Here is an 18,769-nt window from a genome sequence, read left to right as displayed (position 1 = left end):
ACTTCATCGGCGCATAGAGTGGCAAAGGTCGCGTCGTCCGCACCCATTAGCCAGCCTGCAGCTGAACTCCTGTGCACCAAGGGCGTGTGAGGAATGACAGTGTTCTACCAACAAAGAGCTAATTGGAAAGTCCAAAGGATCGGAGCATAGTCCGCGCAGTGGAGTTCAGCGCGCGTGGGGAAAAGCGGGACACTGGACTCCCGCAGCCACGCCTCGACGACTTAGCAGACAACATTGACAGGTTGATGCGGAGGTAGCGTGATGGCGCAGGGCGTTGTTTCTCTCAGCGGGACTCTGACTCAAGATCAGACTTTGGCGGCAAACGTCACGGATGTTGACGGGTTACCGTCAGGGACGGTCATTACCTATCAGTGGCAGCAGAGCAGCGATAACGGTGCCACATGGAGCAGCATAACAGGTGCAGCCACAGCCGCCCTGACCTTGCAGCAGACTCAAGTCGGAAAGCGGGTGCGGGCAACCGCTGCTTACACCGATGCTTTGGGTAACCAGGAACTGGTTGCCAGCACCACCAATACCGCCGTCGCCAACGTGAGCGACATAGGCGTAGTCGCGATCACCGGTACACCCGTACAAGGCCAAGCCCTGACCGCCGCGGTCTTGGATCTCGATGGGCTCGCCAATGTATCGATCACCTATCGCTGGCAGCAACTGATCGGAAACACCTGGAGCAACATCGCGAACGCCACCGGCTCGACGTGGACGCTTCAGGCAGCGCAGGTCGGCAGGCAGGTCCGCGTCCAGGTAACCTATACCGATCAGTCGGGAGGAACCGAAAACAATCGAACCAGCCTGGCCACATCCCCAATCGTCGCGAGCAATCCTGCCGGCAACGACATTGGCGTCGTCTCCATCATCGGGGCCGCAAATCAAAATCGCACGATCGCGGCTGGTGTTACCGATGTCGACGGGCTCCCGGCCGGGACCATCGTCGCTTACCAATGGCAGCAAAGCAGCGATGGCGGCGGCACGTGGGGCAACATTGCCGGCGCCACTGCGAAAACCCTCAGCCTGCAGCAAGCACTGGTTGGGAAGCAGGTTCGGGCGACCGCCACCTACACCGATGCCCTTGGCAACAACGAGACGGTCGCAAGCGGTCCGACGACGGCAGTCGCCAACGTGAACGACGCAGGCGTGGCGACGATCACCGGTACGCCCGTTCAGGGCCAGGCCCTGACCGCGGCCGTTACCGACCTCGATGGGCTCGCCAACGTGTCGATCACCTATCGCTGGCAGCAGCTGATCGGGACGACCTGGACCGACATCGCCGGAGCCACCGGTCCGAGCTGGACACTCCAGGCAGCGCAGGTGGGCAGGCAAGTCCGTGTGAGGACCACTTACACCGATCAGCTGGGTGGTGTCGAAACCAACCGGGCAAGCGCGCCGACCGCAGCGATTGTCAGTGCCAACAACCACCCGGGTGTGCTTGGCATCAGCGGGACCGCGACGCAAGGTCAGGTGTTGACCGCCGCCGTCACCGACGCGGACGGTGTGCCGGGATCGGTGACCTATCAGTGGCAGCAGAGCAGCAACGGCACCACCTGGAGCAATATCGGCGGAGCGACTGCCAATACGCTGACCCTGCAGCAGGCCCAGGTCGGCAATTTCGTGCGGGCAACAGCCAGTTACATCGACAACCTCGGCAACAGCGAGAATGTCACCAGCCCGGCGACGTCCTCGGCAGTCGCCAATGTCAATGATCCCGGCGTGATCTCGATCACTGGCATAGCGAGCCAGGGCCAGACCCTGACCGCCAGCCTCAGTGACATCGATGGCCTGCCGGCAAGCGTCACCTATCTGTGGCAGAGCAGCGACAACGGCAGTACGTGGAGTGACGTCGCCGGCGGGCAAAGCCTGATCCTCGGCAGCAGTCTCGTCGGCAAGCGCGTGCGGGTGAATGCCACTTATACCGACCTGCGTGGCACTGGCGAGACCGTCGTGAGCGCGGCGACTGCGCCGATTACATCAGTAAGTTCCAGCCCCGTCAGCCTCTTCACCACCCAGACGCCGGCCCAGCCCAACTTCACCGACGGGCCGGGAGTGGACTGGGAAGTCGGGATGCGCTTCGTCAGCAGCAATACCGGTTCGATCCAGGCGGTCCGCTATTACAAGTCTCCCAGCGAGACCGGCACGCATGTCGGCCGCATCTGGTCGGCTACCGGGCAGCAGCTGGCAAGCGTCACCTTCACCAATGAGACCGCCTCAGGCTGGCAGCAGCAGACCTTGGCAAGCCCGCTGGTCATCAATGCCGGCACCACCTATGTCGTCTCGGTCAATGCCAACAGCTACTATTCGCTGACCTCGAACGGCTTCGCCAACCCGATCAGCAATGGCGGATTGACCGCCCCGGTCGGCGCCGGTGTCTACAACGAAACCATCGGCACGTTTCCAGCCCTGGTCTACCAGAACGAAAACTACTTCCGCGATGTCGTGTTTTCTGCCGCGGCGGCCAATCCCGACAACCGTCCGGGTGTGCTTGGCATCAGCGGGACGGCGACGCAGGGTCAGGTGTTGACGGCCGCCGTCACCGACGCGGACGGTGTGCCGGGATCGGTGAGCTATCAATGGCAGCAGAGCGGCAACGGCACCACCTGGAGCAATATCGGCGGAGCGACTGCCAAGACGCTGACCCTGCAGCAGGCCCAGGTCGGCAATTTCGTGCGGGCAACAGCCAGTTACATCGACAACCTGGGCAACAGCGAGAATGTCACCAGCCCGGCGACGTCCTCGGCAGTCGCCAATGTCAATGATCCCGGCGTGATCTCGATCACTGGCATAGCGAGCCAGGGCCAGACCCTGACCGCCAGCCTCAGTGACATCGATGGCCTGCCGGCAAGCGTCACCTATCTGTGGCAGAGCAGCGACAACGGCAGTACGTGGAGTGACGTCGCCGGCGGGCAAAGCCTGACCCTCGGCAGCAGTCTCGTCGGCAAGCGCGTGCGGGTCAATGCCACTTATACCGACCTGCGTGGCACTGGCGAGACCGTCGTGAGCGCGGCGACTGCGCCGATTACCTCAGTAAGCTCCAGCCCCGTCAGCCTCTTCACCACCCAGACGCCGGCCCAACCCAACTTCACCGACGGGCCGGGAGTGGACTGGGAAGTCGGGATGCGCTTCGTCAGCAGCAATACCGGTTCGATCCAGGCGGTCCGCTATTACAAGTCTCCCAGCGAGACCGGCACGCATGTCGGCCGCATCTGGTCGGCTACCGGCCAGCAGTTGGCAAGCGTCACCTTCACCAATGAGACAGCCTCAGGCTGGCAGCAGCAGACCTTGGCAAGCCCGCTGGTCATCAATGCGGGCACCACCTATGTCGTCTCGGTCAATGCCAACAGCTACTATTCGCTGACCTCGAACGGCTTCGCCAATCCGATCAGCAATGGCGGGTTGACCGCCCCGGTCGGCGCCGGTGTCTACAACGAAACCATCGGCACGTTTCCAGCTCTCGTCTACCAGAACGAAAACTACTTCCGCGACGTCGTCTTCTCTGCTGGATCAAGCGTTGCCTTGCGGGACAACGCCACCATCTACGTCAGTGAAACAGCGGGCGCTGCAACAATCACCGTCGTTCGCACAGGCAGTACGAGCGGACAGCTGACACTGGAGTACACGACCAACGAGATCGGCGGAGCCGGAGCGGCACAGGCTGGAGCGGACTATACGTTGCCGACCTTCAATGGCCGAGCCAATACCGGGCAAGTTGTTTTCGAGGACGGCGAGAGCAGCAAGACGTTTGCCATCCCAATCGTCAATGATCCTGATGCCGAAGGGACCGAGACATTTTCGGTCGGCATCCAGAATCCCGGGCCTGGTGGCTCCCTGGCAGCGCCGCGGACTGTTCTGGTCTCCATCGTCGACAACGATTCCGCACCCACCATCTCCCTGAACAATCCGGTCACCACCTTGTCGGAGGCCGCCGCCGCCGCCACCATCACGGTTCAGCGCAGTGGAAACATCGACGCCACGGCCACCGTCGCATATGCAACGAGCAATGGCAGCGCGATCGCGGGCTCCGATTATACGACAACAACGGGCGTGCTCACCTTTGCCGCAGGGCAAGCGATCCAGACCATTTCTGTTCCGGTGCTCAACAACACGACGGCCGAGAGCAACGAAAGCTTCACTTTAACCTTGAGCAACCCGACAGGTGCTGTCCTGGGGAGCCAAACGACTGCGACCGTCAACATCCTGGACGACGACAGCAACCTCGGCAATCTGGTCCGACAGACCGTCGTGTCCGGCTTGACCGAGCCAACGGCCCTCGATTGGACCCCCGATGGCCGCTATATGGTTGTCGCGCAACAGAATGGCATTGTGCGGGTGGTGGACAACGGCACGCTGAGATCGACGCCGTTTGTCGATTTGTCCAGCCAGGTCAACTATACGCCCGGAGACCGGGGGATGCTGGGGCTGGCAATTCATCCGAACTTCGCGGCAAATCCATACGTCTATCTGCTCTACACCTACGATCCGCCGGAAACCGCGAATGGAACCGGCCTGGCGGGACCGGATACCAAAGGGAACCGTCCTTCGCGCCTCGTTCGGCTTACGGTCAACCCCAACACGATGATTGCCGATCCGGCCAGCATGGTCGTGCTGGCCGGTACCAACAGCACCTGGGCATACACCAGCCGTCCGGATCTCGACAGTACCGGCGCTGTGAACATCCCGCCGTCCGGCATCGTCAACGGCACCACCATCACCGCCCCTGCAAGCCAGATCGAGGTGGGAACACAGGACAACGATCCAGATCGCGCCGGAATCCAGAACCAGAATATTCGGGACTATCTGGCGACGGACAGTGACTCCCATTCCAATGGAGCACTCCATTTCGGGCCCGACGGCATGCTGTACTTCAGCAACGGAGACGGCACCTCATACAATTTCATGGACCCTCGCACGGTTCGCGCTCAAGACGTTCACAATCTGTCCGGCAAAGTCCTGAGGATAGATCCGATGACCGGCGCGGGCGTTCCGGGGAACCCCTTCTATGACCCCGCAGATCCGAACAGCAATCAGTCCAAGGTATTCTATTCGGGCGTGCGCAACGCCTATCGCTTCACCTTCGATCCAGTGACCAACCTGCCCGTGCTCGGAGATGTCGGCTGGACCACTTGGGAGGAAATAAATACCGGCCCTGCAGGATCGAATTTCGGTTGGCCGTATCTGGAAGGTCCTGGCCGAACGGGCGGCTACCAGGATCTCCCTCAAGCGATCAGCTTCTACAACAATGGGAACCGAAACAGCCCTTCTGATCAGCCTGCTGTTTTTCCGCTGCTATCGAGAAGCCACGGTTCGCCCGACAACGCCACTGCGATCACCGTCGGGGACTTCTACAACGACAACACCCTGATGTTTGCGGATCTTGTCAATGGAAATGTCTACACCGCCACGATGAACGCAAGCCGGCAGATCTCGAACGTACAGGTCTTCGATACGGGCGTCGCCTATCTCGTAGACATTCAGAAGGGACCCGACGGCTGGCTTTACGGCGCTGATTTGGGCACCGGCACTATCCGTCGCTGGGCAGACCCCAATGCGCCGACCGGCGCGACCCTGTTGACACCGACTTGAGCCGCAGCATTCAGGATGGGATTGGTGGCACGGCTCATTCGGTCGTCTTTAAGCGGTGTGCCGCTGGCCACCGCTGAAGTCGTCTGGTTGAAGCTCCATAATTCCTTCAAAGCTGAAGGTCGCCCCTTATGGCATATTGAACGCGTAACAGGCGATGCCGAGACAATGAGGGAGGTTGGTGATGCCGCTGAGACCTAATCGGTCAAGCTCAGGGTTCAGGAATATCGGCATATTGAACTTCCTCCGCAAAATCCTGGTGGCAGTACTTCTGCCAGTTCTTTCAGCAAATCTTTCATTCGCTGCGGAAAGGACATTTAAAGTTCCTGGCTTCACTCACCCCTTTAGAGTTACGACGGAGCGCAATCAGCCGGGCGGCTTTACTATGGTGAAAGACCCGCTGGATCAGCACAACGCGGCCAAGGTGTTCAAGTTCTCGATCAATCCAGGCCCGTGCGTGCAGGACGACTGCGAGCAACAGTCGGCTCGCGCGACGGTTCAGCAGGGACGCAAGGCCAAGCAACCCAAGGAGGCATGGTATGGCTGGGACATGTATTTCGTGCCCGACTTTCCGATTGGTTCGAAACAGGTAAGAGGTCACGAGATATTCGTCGAATTCAAGGATCAGGACCAATGCCAACTCGTGGCCCTGACCACCAATCCCCATAGCAACGACCAATTCCTTTCATGGAGTATGGAAAAGCCAAGCGGGAAGCAGATGACCCAGTTCGGCGGTGACTGTATTAACCTTTTCGACATGCGCGTCGCCTCTATCAGCGAACTGGCGGGCGCTTGGCACCGTTTCGAACTCTTTGTCCGATGGACCAGGGAAGGCGACGGACGCTTCTTGATGTTTGTGGATGGGAAGCAGGTCGTGGACTATCACGGCGTTACCTGTTTTTCATGCGATAAGCTGAATTACTTTCTTTTCGGCAACTACCTGTGCTGCACGACTGGCACCAAATTGGTGGTGCCCGCGACGGTCTACTATCGCTACGTCAGCATGGCGAAATCTCGTGAGGCTCTCGTTTGGAAGTAGCTCAGCAGGATCGACGGCGATGGAGCTCCGCGCACAACGAAGTTTGCGGAGCCGAAGTGCACGGAGGGAGGTGGGCGGCCCGTCATCAAAATTTCCACGACTCACGAACCAATCCGCCGTCCTTGATCAGCAAATGTGTTCGACACTTATGTTCATTTGGCTGGGCTGACAAAGAAGTCGTGCGTCGCGTTGGGAGCCCACTGGGAAACTTACTCCGCACGACCCCACTCCGGGGTGGGGTGGATCGCAAGCTGAAAGGCGTGTGCGATCCGAAGTAACTACCTCTCTGCCGCGATCCGGTGACTTAACATCACTGTGCTGCCTGTGGTTCCGGTACACTACCGGACAAAAGCCCTCGCAAGGGGGCAAGTCTTGGCAGGCGGCGCCAGGCATTGTGGACATTGGAACATGAGCCGCCGCCAAACATTATGTGCTTGCAACCTGGCTCATTCCCATTGAAGGAGATTCCACGTGAATAACTTAATCTGGCTCGTCGGCGCCGTCGTCATCGTGCTCGCTATCCTGAGCTTCTTCGGCTTCCGTTGAGAAAGAAGTGCGGCGGCTCAACTGCACCATCCATGAACGCAGGAGCACGCCGCTACGCCGGACGAACAACCCGACTGGCGCAGCATGTTATATGGGGAGCATTAGCAGCGACTTAAATGTCTGCTGTCGTACCCACTGTGGATCGAGGCTGTCCGGTCGAACTCGCGAACTGGATGCGTCCGCGTTTGATGGCGCCTCACATGGAAACGGCGCCATGAGGCCGCGGGCGTTAGAACCCCTCACCTTGATACGATCCGAAGATGAATTCGATTGAACATCACTCGGCGATTTCTTTCGAATTGTCTTGGAAGTGGGCTCGGGCAGTCTCGTCAAGATCGATCAGCTTGTCGATCGCTTCCTCAACAGCGGCGGGGTGATCGGGCATAGTGCGGTTCCGGTACGATGCCGGACAAAAAAAGCCCCGCCGAAACGGGGCAAGTCTTGACAACACGGATCGCACAGGAGGAACACCCGTGCTTTCCTGTTGCCTCAACGAACGAGGACCGGCTAGGTTCCGTTACAGCGTTGGAGATAGTTAAACTCAGCTTCGGCCTTCTTAATTAGGCCAATCTCCGCTTGCTACGGTTTCGATTCTCGCCAGCCGGCCGCTCAAGCTTCGTCTATGTGATCCGGAACGGCCTGCAGTGGAAGGATGTGCCGTTTATCCGAGCTCGTCGATCTCGCAATCACGAGATGAGGTGTTGAATGGCCCTTCCGACGAGCCGCAGTTCGTCGAACTGTGTCACAAATTCATAGGATATGACAAAGAAACCAGAGAAGAACAAACCTGGAAAGCGCTCCTCAGCCGTTAGCACAGACGGCATCAATAGCTTCTGAAGAGGGCGTGCAACCAGAAGGGCTGTGCACACGCCTACAAAAGCGCCACCCAGGATGTCGGTCGCATAATGATAGCCAGCATAGATGCGCGGCAGGCAAATCACGAACGTCGACCAGATGAAGCAGGCCGCACCAAGCGGTCGGGATGCACGCCACATTGTTGTCGATACCGCGAAGGTCAGCGCGGCATGGTCACTGGGGAAGGAACTCCAATGCTCAAGCGCATTCGGATCGACGCCCAAAGGCAGCACGAAGTCGGGATTGCCTGAATGCAGCGGCCTGAGACGCTCTGGCAGGAACAGTTGTATAAATCGCGATATGCCAATTCCGAAGAACATGTCGATGATGCATTCGGTAACAACTGGCTTCCACTTATTTCGAAAAAACCATAGAAACCACAGTAATATAAATAAAGTCAGAAATTTTACAGTGTTCAAGTCAAGAAAATGAATAATGAACTTATTCGCTATAATAGACTTGGATGAATATTGACCCATCAGCTTCATCACGAAGGTGTCGAGACCGTTCAGCATTGAGAAGCCAGCCAATTTCTTTGGTTTGGAATGATCTACGATGTATAGTTATGTCATCATCCCATTAAGACCACTCCGCGCAGCCGGCGACACAGCAATAGTGCTCGATAATCAGGTTAGCGCCCGGCGCCGATGATGCCTTTATGCCCTTGTCCACTCATAGTGGTTACAGCAAATTCGTTTGCACCGGCTCCCCGGCGTTGCTGATGATGGTGGAGCCATAGGCCTCGCGCGAGATCACCCTGATTGCATCGTTCGGCAGCGGGCGGGCGAGCGCCTTCGCCTCTTCCCAAGGGGCGCGCATCCACACGTCGACTTCTTCTTGCGTCAGCAGCAAGACCGGCATCGCCTTTCCATGGATCGGTTTGACGACGTCGTTGGGGTCGGTGGTCAAGAAGCCGTAGAGGTCGTCGGTCGTAAGACCATCCTTGACTTTCCGAACGCTTTGCCATTGCGGAACGTGGATCCCAGCGAAGAACATCAACGGCCTACTGTCGTCACGGGCGAACCACGCGTTCGGCGTGCTTCCACCGTCCTGTTTACTGGCGGGATCGGGTTCGGCAAAACTGGTCACCGGCACTATGCAACGGCTCTGGACGCCGAACCATTTCTTCCAGTGCGAAACATTGAGGTTGCGGACGTTGGTGACGCCCTTATCCGGCTCCATCCGGATGAGCATGTCCATGTCGACGGGCTTGGCTTTTTGGCGCAATTTCTCTGCCCGGGCCTCAGCTGCCTGTTTGATCACGAAGAATGGCGAAGGAAGACCCCATCTCGCATGGACAAGCTGCTTACGGCCATCTGGTGTGTTGCGGACGATCGGGCCCAATTGGTCCGGGTTCATCTGGTAGGCCGGCATCAAGTTGACCAGACTCTCGACGTCTTGAGCCCACTTATTGACCCAATCCTTCGCATCCATCCGGTATAGATTGCACACATCTCCCTCCCTCGGCGTCCAGGCCCCATTGCGGGCCACTTCGTCCGTATCGATTAACTGGCCGTCCCAGCGATCCCTGAATTGCTCTGCAGCTTCGCGGCTGCTGAAGCAAAAGACAAGATAGCTATCCCACTCGATCGACGCCCTATAGCTCTTCGATCTGCTGTCCAGTGCGAGCGCGGAGGTGATGACCGTACCCCGATCGTGAACGGAATAGGGGTGTTCGCCGGAGTGATAGTTGCCCCACCAGAGTATGACGTGATGAGGAAGATCAGTTTTTAGGCGCCAGCGGGCGCTAGGGTTATCTCGGCGCGACGCCATCCTACAAAACTCCGTCTTCCCAGATTGGTTTTTTGACCGGTGTCACTTTGACCAGTCGGCGCACTGGAAGCTTGCCGATTTCAGCCCCCCATATCTGGACGACCTTCAGGTTCATGTATTCCCTTCGGTCGCAGAGCTGACACCGGAAGCGGCCGGCCAAGCGATCGAGGCTCACGTCCTTCGTCAGCTTCAACAGATCTCGCGGAAAAAACCGGTAAGTCCTTCGACACAGCTGGCACGTTACCTCGAGCAATTGGTTAGCATCAGCCGCGTCGCGCAGGGTCCACCCGCGCAACTTCTTGGAATAGTTGATTTCCGGCATGGTCAGTCTCGGTCGTATCTCGGCCGCCACCCACGCGTGATCCCTCGGCCCATAGCGCCTTCGGTCAGCACTAGCTGCCAGCGAAGGTGACGGATGTCTGCCAGAAGCGTTCCTATCGCCGCTTGCACATCGCCTTTGTGATAGGCAAGCACCTCGGCAATCTCATCATCAACCATGGCTTCGCCAATCGGCTGCTCGCGCATCCCGTGCTCCATACTTTAGTTTTCAGATTGGCGGCCGCACGCCGATGTTCTCATTATGTTCACGCGGGGCGATGGAGTCAATAATCCTCTGTTTCTTTTCGAGGGCGGCTGATGTCGTGGCAGTGTGGAGGGCGGTTCCGCCTCTCAGCGAAGCTGACGACGCTGCGGACCAAGATTAACCGGGCTGATGATCTCGGGGCCGGTATTCTTCAGATTGTCAACGCCCGTGCCGATCGGCCACATGGTCATAAGTTCGGCCGAGTATGGCTTCATCAGGTCGGATGGATTTGGATCAGGAGATAGCCAGCGCTCATAGTCCTTCCGGCGGAGGATGACTGGCATTCGTTCATTGAGCGTCTTCATCATCTCATTCGGCGCGCAGGTGATGACGGCGAAGGTGCGGATATCGATGCCGGCCGGGTGGCGCCAGACCTCCCAAATGCCTGCAAGAGCGAACAGGACGTCGGTCTTCATCGCGATAGCATAGGGTTGCTTGTCTCGGCTGTGGGTGGACGATTTCCACCCAAAGAATCCGTTGACTGGGATCAAGCAGCGGCGAGACCGGTAGGCAGGTCCGGCAAGTCTGTGTGAGGGAATCTTTTCGCAGCGAACATCGGCCAATGGGAGACGCCGGTCGCTGGGCGTTCTAGATGCCGGCGCCAGTCCCCACTTTGCTATTGCAAAGACCGGGGCAACGATACCGGTTCCCGGCGCTGCTTCTTGGATGATGATCGGATAGACTTGGCCTGGTGAGCCGTTGTATCGAGGGATGCGGTCAACCAAGCCGTCAAGCTCGCCGTATCCGGCGAAAGAGAAACTACGCGCGAGCTCGTGAAGCGATTCTTTGATGTAAACGCGACTACACATTCGGTATTCCATGGGGAGACTACTTATTTAGATATAACCCTCCCTCCGCAGGTCAAGGCAGCAGAAATGTTTTCCCCGCCGGCACTTCTGAAGCGTCAATACTCAATATGGGTCAATTGCATTTTGAGATATGGCTGATCAACTTGCGGTATGACAACGGCGCCTCGCAAGCCTTCCCAGCCGGAACTGGCTTTAAGGCAAGCCGCAAAAACCTGATCTGGATCAAGCCGAAACTCGTTGCGGAGATCGAATACAGAGCTTGGACACATGACGGGAAGCTGCGGCACCCCTCATATAAGGGGCTGAGGGAGGAACAGGATCACGCCGTGGTTTACGAACTGGAACTGCCAGCTACCGACCGCAGTCCGCACAATGTTTAACGATTCCTAGCAAACCCAAAGCGAGCCCCGTCGTCAAAAAAGAGCTTATCGCCACTGTGAAAGGCATAATCACGTAAAACTTCGCTTTCGGCGGCGCCAGTAAGCCCCCAACGTGGACTTCCGGCCCGAAATCTTTGCTGAAATCGAAGCCGTTCCTGCGGTAAAAAACGATCGATCTGATGCACCAATACCAACTGCAAGCGCAAAGGCCGGCCAAGAAGCAAAAGGCAACCCATAAATTAAATCGCTCTTCACTCAATCAAAGCTTCTCCATCCGTCTTGCCATCTTCGTCGAGTTCGTGCACCGGCGCCCAAAAGCTGACCCATGGCTCCGCTTCCATCAAACCGAAGAACACCAGGACTTCGACCGCGCTCTCGTCGGCAGTAATGGATATCAAGGCTGCGGCCTCCGTGAAGCGTCGGTGGGGAATTTGGAGTAATTACAATTGTTCAATGAGTAGAAGGATATGTCGTCGCCTATTTTGTTGGCCGATAGTTCCCACTCAAAGGTATCTGGGCCGCCCAGACCGCCTATCAAAGCCATAGTGCTCAGTTCCCAGAACCGATCCGGAGGGGGATACGGAAAACCATACAATGTCGCCTTCTTGCCGGTGAAGGTGCCTTTGATGACCCTCTTAATCTCCAGATCGACCCGTATCATCCTGTCCGGAAAATCCTGACTGATCATAAGGCCGGACGCTCCGATCCAGAACGATGTCACGCGTGCCTCAACCACAATCTTGGCCTTCGCAAACGTGTCGTTACGACATGGAGAGGTAGCGGCGGCCACGCCTGGAAAGGAAAGCATGAGCGCCAGAATTATCTGTATGCGCAATCGCAGAGATGAGTTTGCGGGCATCTTCGGCATCGGTATCCCTCTGATTTAGCCGATGCCATTTCAGAAGGATTGTGTGAGGCTTGATAGCAGCACCGCGCAACACCTATCATGTTCAGGCCTGGACGCATGACGGCGCTGCGCGGTGCTGCTGAAGAGGTGGCCATTTGCTTAAAACGGCCAGGCTAATTAGTTCCCGCCAAGCCTAAAACTATGAAAATCAACATAACAGAGGTCACTACCACGAAAGAAGGTCCGGCGATAAAGAACTTCTCTTTTGGCTTCATCAACACGCAATCATCATCACCTCCGCGATCGGCCCAGTGGGCCTCAGGCCCGAAATCTTCGGTGAAATTGAAGCCGTTTCTACTGTAGAAGATGATCGATCTGATGAACCAATACCAGTAGTAGGCGCAAAAGGGGCCCACGATGCACAGGGCAATCCATAGCTGAATTCGATCTTCACGCAATCAACCTTCCCCATCAACATCGCCATCTTCGTCCAGTTCGTGCACCGGCAGATAGGTATTTTCACTCGCGGGACGTTGCATCTCCACCATCACTTCCAGAAGTTGTCGCGCGTAGTTTTGAGAAATGCGTAATATAGAAAAGAAAATATCCCCATAAGCAGCATAGCTCCCCACAATGTCTCCAGGTAAAGCTTTGAAAAATATGATCTTTTCTACCCAGAGCCCATTCGTAAACAGAGCATTTCGCAATAGTGCATCTGTCGGAGCCGGGAAATAACCCGAAAATTACATTAGATACAATGTATGAAGTCAGCAGAATCACGAAAGATTTAACAGCCCTTTGCGACGTTTCTTTAGACGTGAGATCCGGTGTTCCGCGCATGCCACTCGCATGCATGACAATAAAAAAGAATGCGCTGGAGATTATTTGATTGCCGATTAGCAGAGCAGTGAAGTTCCGATGTGAAAGAAATAACTGACACGCGATCGAGATAAGGCCGCCCAGGAGAAGAAATGCAGCTAAAAATGCCTCCCCAGTGGTTGGCCTTTGCTTTACCACAGCGATGCCGCAAGCGTAAGCAGCCCACACTGTCAGAACAATTGGAACTGGGCCAATGACCCAAGGTAAAGCCGGAAACGGCATCTATCCCCCACAGCTATGCAGGCGCATTTCTCAAACCAAACGTGCAACTTCCACCTTCATCTACCAGTGCTAAGGTGCCGCACCGATGTCAATAAGGTTCCATAGCGCCCATTAGGCGCTCCGATCGACGTCCCCATCTTCGTCCAGCTCGTGCACTGGCAGATAGGTGTTCTGCTCCATCCGCCAATGGACGATGCTAACTACTGCCCCGTCGGCAGAAGCGTACACGGGCCGTTGTCATACGTACCTGCGCGTGCAATTCTGTCGCGTAGACTGTTTGGGCAAGGTGCACATGGCGGCAACAACATTCGCATCTCCACCCTGGTGGAGAATTGCAGTTGCACTAATCGTAGTGCCTTTGGTGGCATCCTTCGCATATGCGGTTTACGCACCAGCCTATCAGGGCCTGCCGGATATGATGGAGCGCGTTGTCCAAACGACTGCAGTCGTCGCGTTCTTCGGCGCGTATCCGCCAACTGTTGTATTGGGGATACCATTGATCCTCTACCTCAGGGGACGAGTACGGGCATCTCTTGCAAATTGTGCGATGGTCGGGGCCTCCATCGCGACCTTCCCGTGGTTTTGCCTAACTGTATTTTTCGGCCCCGACGAGGCCTACACGAATGATCACATGACCTACCAGCACGGGATGATGACGTGGTGGGGATTGCTGGAAGCAATCGAATTGCTCACGGAAACAGCTGTATTCGGAATTGCCGCCGGTGGATTGTTCTGGCTGATCGCCGCGGCCGGCATCAAAAAACAGCCCCCTTCTAAAGTGTTTGAATAGCGGCTCTCGGTATCGCCTGATGACGGTGCCGGACATGGTCATGCGATCTCGGCTGCCGTAACCGCTATTCCGACGGGTTCGAGAAGCCGCGGTAGAAGCGTGTCGGCTGCAGCAGCGAACTGGTGATGTTGGCGATGATCGGCCCATCCGCCTCGCTCTTCGCCTTCGCTTCCTTCCACTCCGGATCGGCGATGAACTCGGACCATTTTTGCTCGCGCTCCGCCAGCGACCGCCATTCGAGCAGGTAGGTCAGATCGTTGCTGGAAGAACCGATCATCGTTGTCCAGAAGCCGAGTGAGCGGATGCCGAGCCGTTCCCAGATCGCCAGCGTCGCGGTTTCGAAACGTTGTTGCAGTGCCGGCAGCCTCTCCGGCAGACAAGTATAGATGCGCAATTCGTGGATCATCGGATGCTCCTCATGAATGCCCTTTGGAGCGTCCTCAAGCCGCTCACGGTAATGAGGGGCAGCTTATAAAGTTTCGCAAGGTAATCAATGGTTCCGCGGCGCGCCATCCTCGAAAGCGAGGATCGGAGCTCAGGCGCATTCCGAAAACCAGTGCGAACTGACCGGCCCCGGCCGCATGCTGTCCCCCAAGGCCGTCGAGGTATTGGCGGGAAGATTTCAGTGTGCGCCGCCCGCTTCCTCCTGTGCCCTCACGATGGCGTCCGCTTCCTTGCCGTATAGCTCCTCGAAGTGATCGAAGGTCTTGGAAAAGTAACCAATGCCCTGCGTCGCCGAGCGCAGCGCCCGCGCCAGATCGTCAAGTGCGCCGCCCGGAACAAGTGCCCGGAAGATGTCCCATCCCTTGGCGTTTTCATCCCGGTCGAAGCCGAGAACCTGGCCCTTGAGAGCCGACACGATCTGGACGAGGCTGCCGGAATAGATCGACGGAATGTGAATTTCGCTGCGGAAGACCGGTTGCATTAAAACCGCCGAGCCTTCGGAAAGCGCCTGTCGCACTCCCATTTTCGAAGCAGTCCTGAAGGCGTGTTCCGAACTGTCGACAGCATGGTGCTGACCATCGAACAGCGTTACGCCGACATCGATGACCTGGAAGCCGAGCGGCCCCTTCTCCATCGCTTCGCGCGCGCCTGCTTCGACGGCAGGAATGTAGTTGCGCGGAACGACGCCACCCTTGACGGTTTCGCTGAAGGTGAAGCCCCGGCCGCGCTCGTTGGGGCGAATGCTGAGCTTCACATCCGCGAATTGCCCGGCGCCGCCGGTCTGTTTGCGATGCCGGTAGTGAACCTCGGACGGCTTCGCGATTGTTTCACGGTAGATCGGGCGGGGCGTTCGATCTGTTACCTCGATGTGGAAGACGTCGGACAGGGTTCGGCAGAGATCGCGCAGATGTACCGGGCCCTGGGCGCGGACGAGCTGGGCGCCCGTGCCTTCCTCCTGCAGAACGACAAGACCGCGATCCGTCTCGGCAAGCTTTGCCAGCGTTTCGGAGAGTTTGTTTTCATCGCGTTCGCTGCCCGGGACCAGGATCCTTTCAAGCATCGGCGTCGGTGGCTCGGTCCATTCGGGCGGGGCGACCGCCGCGTTTGATGTCAACAGCGACGGGACGGGCAAGTGGTCGGACTTGACTGTTGCGAAGACATCCCCCGATGCAGGCGTGATCGCCGAGCTGGACCGTCCGTTTGCGGGATCCTGCACGGCGCCGAGGCCGGAGCCGCCGAGTGATGCGCCTTGCCGCAGTCCCTCGCCAAACGCACGCACCAGCACAGTCTTGCCGATATTCTGACGATGATAGGCATGGAAGCTCACGGCGCTCAGCTTGTTTTCATCGACATTGCCCGCACGAGCCAGGCGCTGTCGAAGAGCCGTGACCTGCGGCGCCTCGTGGCGCAGCGCTTTCATCAGCCTCATCATGCCGTTGCCGTGACTTGCGGCGCCGATCAGGACCGGAATAATCCTGTTTTCGCTCAGAACCCGCGATGAAATGGCATAGAGCGCGTCGCTGGGCGGCTCACGATCTTCGATCAGTTCCTCGAGAAGCCAGTCATCGAATTCGGACAGGTGTTCCAAAAGCTCGCTGCGCGCTGCGTGCTCGCGCTCGGCAGCACTTTCGGGGATTGCGATCAGCGCCGAAGTCTGGCCTTCCCGGTAGCGCCACGCCCGTTCTGAAATCAGATCGCAACTGCCGACGATCCTGTCTCCCTCGCGAATCGGGATCTGGCGAAGCAAAAGCGTGTGGTTGGCGTAGTCTTGAAGAGCGGCGATCACATCCCTCAGCCGCCCTCTCGGTTCGTCCATCCGGTTGACGAAGAGGATGCAGGGCGTCCCCGAGGCTTCGATTATCCGCAGATAGGGCGCGGCGAGCACGGCCTCTTCGGGAGCCGGAGAAACACACAGAATGCAGGCGTCGCTGGCAAGAAGCGCGTGCTGCACATGCGCCAAGGCTTCGTTCGGTCCCGGCGCATCGAGCGCGCACCACGCCTCATTTCCAAAGGTGAATTCCGTGAGGTTCAGTCCATAAGGGGAGCTGGATTTTCTCGGCGTTCCCTCCAACGAGCCGAGCTTTTCGACGACCGTCGATTTTCCAGTCTGCGAGGGTCCAAGTACGGTAAAGCAACGCATCGGCATTCCTCCAACTGCCATAGACACAACTTTCAGCCATCATAGGATGCCCTGAACCGCGGCAAGGCGCCAGAGGGGTTCAGCCCCCTTGCTCCGCTACACGATCCATGCCTCTATTTAACCTTAGAGGGGTGAGCTTCAACGTCATGGCATCACGCACGAAGATAGCCGCTTCGCGGCAGCGCGGAGCTAGGGTCGACCTCCATCCCCAAGCAACAACGGAAGGCTTGAGGATGAGTGTTTTGCGCAAGAATTCAACTCGGGTTGGCCCCGGCTACCCACAGGTCGTTGTGCTCGTCGGCGCGACGGGCGATCTCTCAAGGCGCAAACTACTGACCGGGCTGTTCCACCTTACGAATGCGGGCTTCATCCCAGGATGTCGCATTATCGGCGTTTCGCTCGACGACATCGATGCCGATGCCTTCCGCACCATCGCCCGTAACTCACTGGACAAATTCTTGACGCGCAAGTTCTCGCCGTCCGAATGGGAAGCGTTTGCCGCATCGCTCGACTATGTTCCGCTCGCTGCCGGCGCCAATGCTCTCAAGGAAGCGGTCGACAGGGCCGAGAAAGCGCTGGGCGCCGAGACGCGGCGCGTGCATTATTTGTCCGTGCCACCAAGTGCCGCCCTTCCGGCCGTGCAACTCCTCGCCCAGGCTGAGCTGACTGAACGCTCCCGTATCATCATGGAAAAGCCCTTCGGCACGGACCTTGCCAGTGCCGTTGCACTGAACAAGAAGCTGCACGAGGTGTTCGACGAGAAGCAGATCTTCCGCATTGACCATTTCCTCGGCAAGGAGCCGGCGCAAAACATCCTGGCCTTCCGATTTGCCAATGGCCTGTTCGAACCAATCTGGAACCGCAACTTCATCGACCATGTGCAGATCGACGTTCCGGAGACGCTCGGCCTTTCCACCCGCGCCGCCTTTTACGAGACCACCGGCGCCTATCGTGACATGGTGGTGACCCACCTCTTCCAAATCCTCGGCTTCATGGCGATGGAGCCGCCCACTGCCCTTGAGCCTGCGCCGATCTCGGAAGAGAAGAACAAGGTGTTCCGCTCCATGTTGCCGATCGAGCCGCGCGACGTGGTGCGCGGTCAATACATCGGCTACCGCAAGGAGCCTGGCGTCGATCCCGAAAGCGACCATGACACCTTCATCGCCCTAAAATGCGGCATCGACAACTGGCGCTGGGCCGGCGTGCCCTTCTACCTGCGTACCGGCAAGCGCATGGCCGAGGGGCAGCGTATTATTTCCATCGCATTCCGCGAGCCCCCGAAATCGATGTTCCCTGCGGGCTCTGGTGTGGGGGCACAAGGCCCTGACCACCTTACCTTCGACCTTGCCGATGCCTCCAAGGTCTCGCTTTCCTTCTATGGCAAGCGCCCTGGACCGGGCTTCCGGCTCGACAAGCTCTCGCTACAATTCGCCATGAGCGAAACCGGCCTGATTGGCGAAGTTCTGGAGGCCTATGAGCGTCTGATCCTCGACGCCATGCGCGGCGACCACACGCTGTTCACTACGGCCGAGGGTATTGAGCGGCTCTGGGAGGTTTCCCAATCTCTCCTCGATAACCCGCCGCCCGTACGCCTCTACGACCAGGGCGGCTGGGGGCCGAAGTCGATCCACCAACTCATTGCCCCGCACGCCTGGCGCCTGCCGTTCGAGCGCGCCTGGAGGGATGCGGCAAAGCGTGATTGAGGGTCAACCGTTGGATCGGTGCCGGCGACCAGAATGGCGCTGACCAATTGCATGCGGAGCGTCGGGGCCCTCTCTGGCTTCAGCCGCAGGTGATCGGCCGCGACAAGGAGGACGGCCGTGTCGCCGAGCCGGAGGACATCCGCATCTGGAATGACTCCCTCTGCCGGCGG

Annotated in this window: 15 protein-coding genes and 1 pseudogene; 5 read left to right on the top strand and 11 right to left on the bottom strand. The window is 58.0% G+C overall.

Annotated elements, in window-relative coordinates:
* Positions 1-261: 261 nt before the first annotated feature.
* Together PH551_RS10570 and PH551_RS10565 are read left to right on the top strand one after the other, a co-directional pair.
* The gene (locus tag PH551_RS10570) at positions 262-5,592 is read left to right on the top strand and encodes a DUF4082 domain-containing protein (RefSeq protein WP_285192953.1); all 5,331 of its coding nucleotides are present in this window, start codon (positions 262-264) and stop codon (positions 5,590-5,592) included.
* A 181-nt stretch (positions 5,593-5,773) separates the two neighbouring features.
* Complete coding sequence (locus PH551_RS10565) at positions 5,774-6,628, top strand: heparin lyase I family protein (RefSeq protein ID WP_285192952.1); 855 nt, start codon at positions 5,774-5,776, stop codon at positions 6,626-6,628.
* A 1,232-nt stretch (positions 6,629-7,860) separates the two neighbouring features.
* Here the strand turns inward: PH551_RS10565 and PH551_RS10560 are convergent.
* From PH551_RS10560 to PH551_RS10540, 5 genes are all read right to left on the bottom strand, one after another.
* On the bottom strand, positions 7,861-8,544 hold the full coding sequence (locus tag PH551_RS10560; RefSeq protein WP_285192951.1) for a phosphatase PAP2 family protein: 684 nt from the start codon (positions 8,542-8,544) through the stop codon (positions 7,861-7,863).
* A gap of 166 nt (positions 8,545-8,710) precedes the next feature.
* A complete protein-coding gene (locus PH551_RS10555; protein ID WP_085779999.1) occupies positions 8,711-9,481 on the bottom strand; it encodes an SOS response-associated peptidase in 771 nt (256 codons plus the stop codon).
* A 322-nt stretch (positions 9,482-9,803) separates the two neighbouring features.
* A complete protein-coding gene (locus PH551_RS10550; RefSeq protein WP_285192950.1) occupies positions 9,804-10,124 on the bottom strand; it encodes a hypothetical protein in 321 nt (106 codons plus the stop codon).
* 2 nt (positions 10,125-10,126) lie between these two features.
* Positions 10,127-10,327 (bottom strand): hypothetical protein, encoded by a 201-nt coding sequence (locus tag PH551_RS10545; protein ID WP_085779998.1) that lies wholly within the window; start codon positions 10,325-10,327, stop codon positions 10,127-10,129.
* 144 nt (positions 10,328-10,471) lie between these two features.
* Positions 10,472-11,194: an SOS response-associated peptidase gene (locus tag PH551_RS10540; RefSeq protein ID WP_285193135.1), complete on the bottom strand. Its 723-nt coding sequence runs from the start codon at positions 11,192-11,194 to the stop codon at positions 10,472-10,474.
* Positions 11,195-11,394: 200 nt separating this feature from the next.
* On the opposite strand from PH551_RS10540, the pseudogene PH551_RS10535 reads away from it, so the two are divergent.
* A pseudogene (locus PH551_RS10535) lies at positions 11,395-11,574 on the top strand (ATP dependent DNA ligase); the annotation flags it as partial.
* Between the two features lie 251 nt (positions 11,575-11,825).
* Here the strand turns inward: PH551_RS10535 and PH551_RS10530 are convergent.
* From PH551_RS10530 to PH551_RS10515, 4 genes are all read right to left on the bottom strand, one after another.
* Positions 11,826-11,972, bottom strand: a complete 147-nt coding sequence (locus tag PH551_RS10530; RefSeq protein ID WP_285192949.1) for a hypothetical protein — start codon at positions 11,970-11,972, stop codon at positions 11,826-11,828.
* The gene (locus PH551_RS10525) at positions 11,969-12,442 is read right to left on the bottom strand and encodes a hypothetical protein (RefSeq protein ID WP_285192948.1); all 474 of its coding nucleotides are present in this window, start codon (positions 12,440-12,442) and stop codon (positions 11,969-11,971) included. The genes PH551_RS10530 and PH551_RS10525 overlap by 4 nt, the downstream gene beginning before the upstream one ends.
* A 152-nt stretch (positions 12,443-12,594) precedes the next feature.
* Positions 12,595-12,879: a hypothetical protein gene (locus PH551_RS10520; RefSeq protein ID WP_285192947.1), complete on the bottom strand. Its 285-nt coding sequence runs from the start codon at positions 12,877-12,879 to the stop codon at positions 12,595-12,597.
* Positions 12,880-13,128, bottom strand: a complete 249-nt coding sequence (locus PH551_RS10515) for a hypothetical protein (protein WP_285192946.1) — start codon at positions 13,126-13,128, stop codon at positions 12,880-12,882. It abuts the gene before it with no gap.
* A 686-nt stretch (positions 13,129-13,814) separates the two neighbouring features.
* Between PH551_RS10515 and PH551_RS10510 the strand changes: the two genes are divergently transcribed.
* Positions 13,815-14,312 (top strand): hypothetical protein, encoded by a 498-nt coding sequence (locus tag PH551_RS10510; protein ID WP_285192945.1) that lies wholly within the window; start codon positions 13,815-13,817, stop codon positions 14,310-14,312.
* Between the two features lie 64 nt (positions 14,313-14,376).
* On the opposite strand, the gene PH551_RS10505 is transcribed toward PH551_RS10510, so the two are convergent.
* The gene (locus tag PH551_RS10505; protein ID WP_085777321.1) at positions 14,377-14,718 is read right to left on the bottom strand and encodes an NIPSNAP family protein; all 342 of its coding nucleotides are present in this window, start codon (positions 14,716-14,718) and stop codon (positions 14,377-14,379) included.
* A gap of 216 nt (positions 14,719-14,934) precedes the next feature.
* Positions 14,935-16,896 carry an elongation factor G gene (locus PH551_RS10500; RefSeq protein WP_285192944.1) on the bottom strand — a complete coding sequence of 654 codons (1,962 nt, stop codon included), beginning with the start codon at positions 16,894-16,896 and terminating at the stop codon, positions 14,935-14,937.
* 233 nt (positions 16,897-17,129) lie between these two features.
* On the opposite strand from PH551_RS10500, the gene zwf reads away from it, so the two are divergent.
* On the top strand, positions 17,130-18,599 hold the full coding sequence (gene zwf / locus PH551_RS10495) for a glucose-6-phosphate dehydrogenase (RefSeq protein WP_285192943.1): 1,470 nt from the start codon (positions 17,130-17,132) through the stop codon (positions 18,597-18,599).
* Positions 18,600-18,769: the final 170 nt, after the last annotated feature.

The organism is Rhizobium atlanticum, assembly GCF_030182485.1.
Classification (GTDB): Bacteria; Pseudomonadota; Alphaproteobacteria; order Rhizobiales; family Rhizobiaceae; genus Rhizobium.
This window is presented reverse-complemented; position numbering and strand designations above follow the sequence as displayed.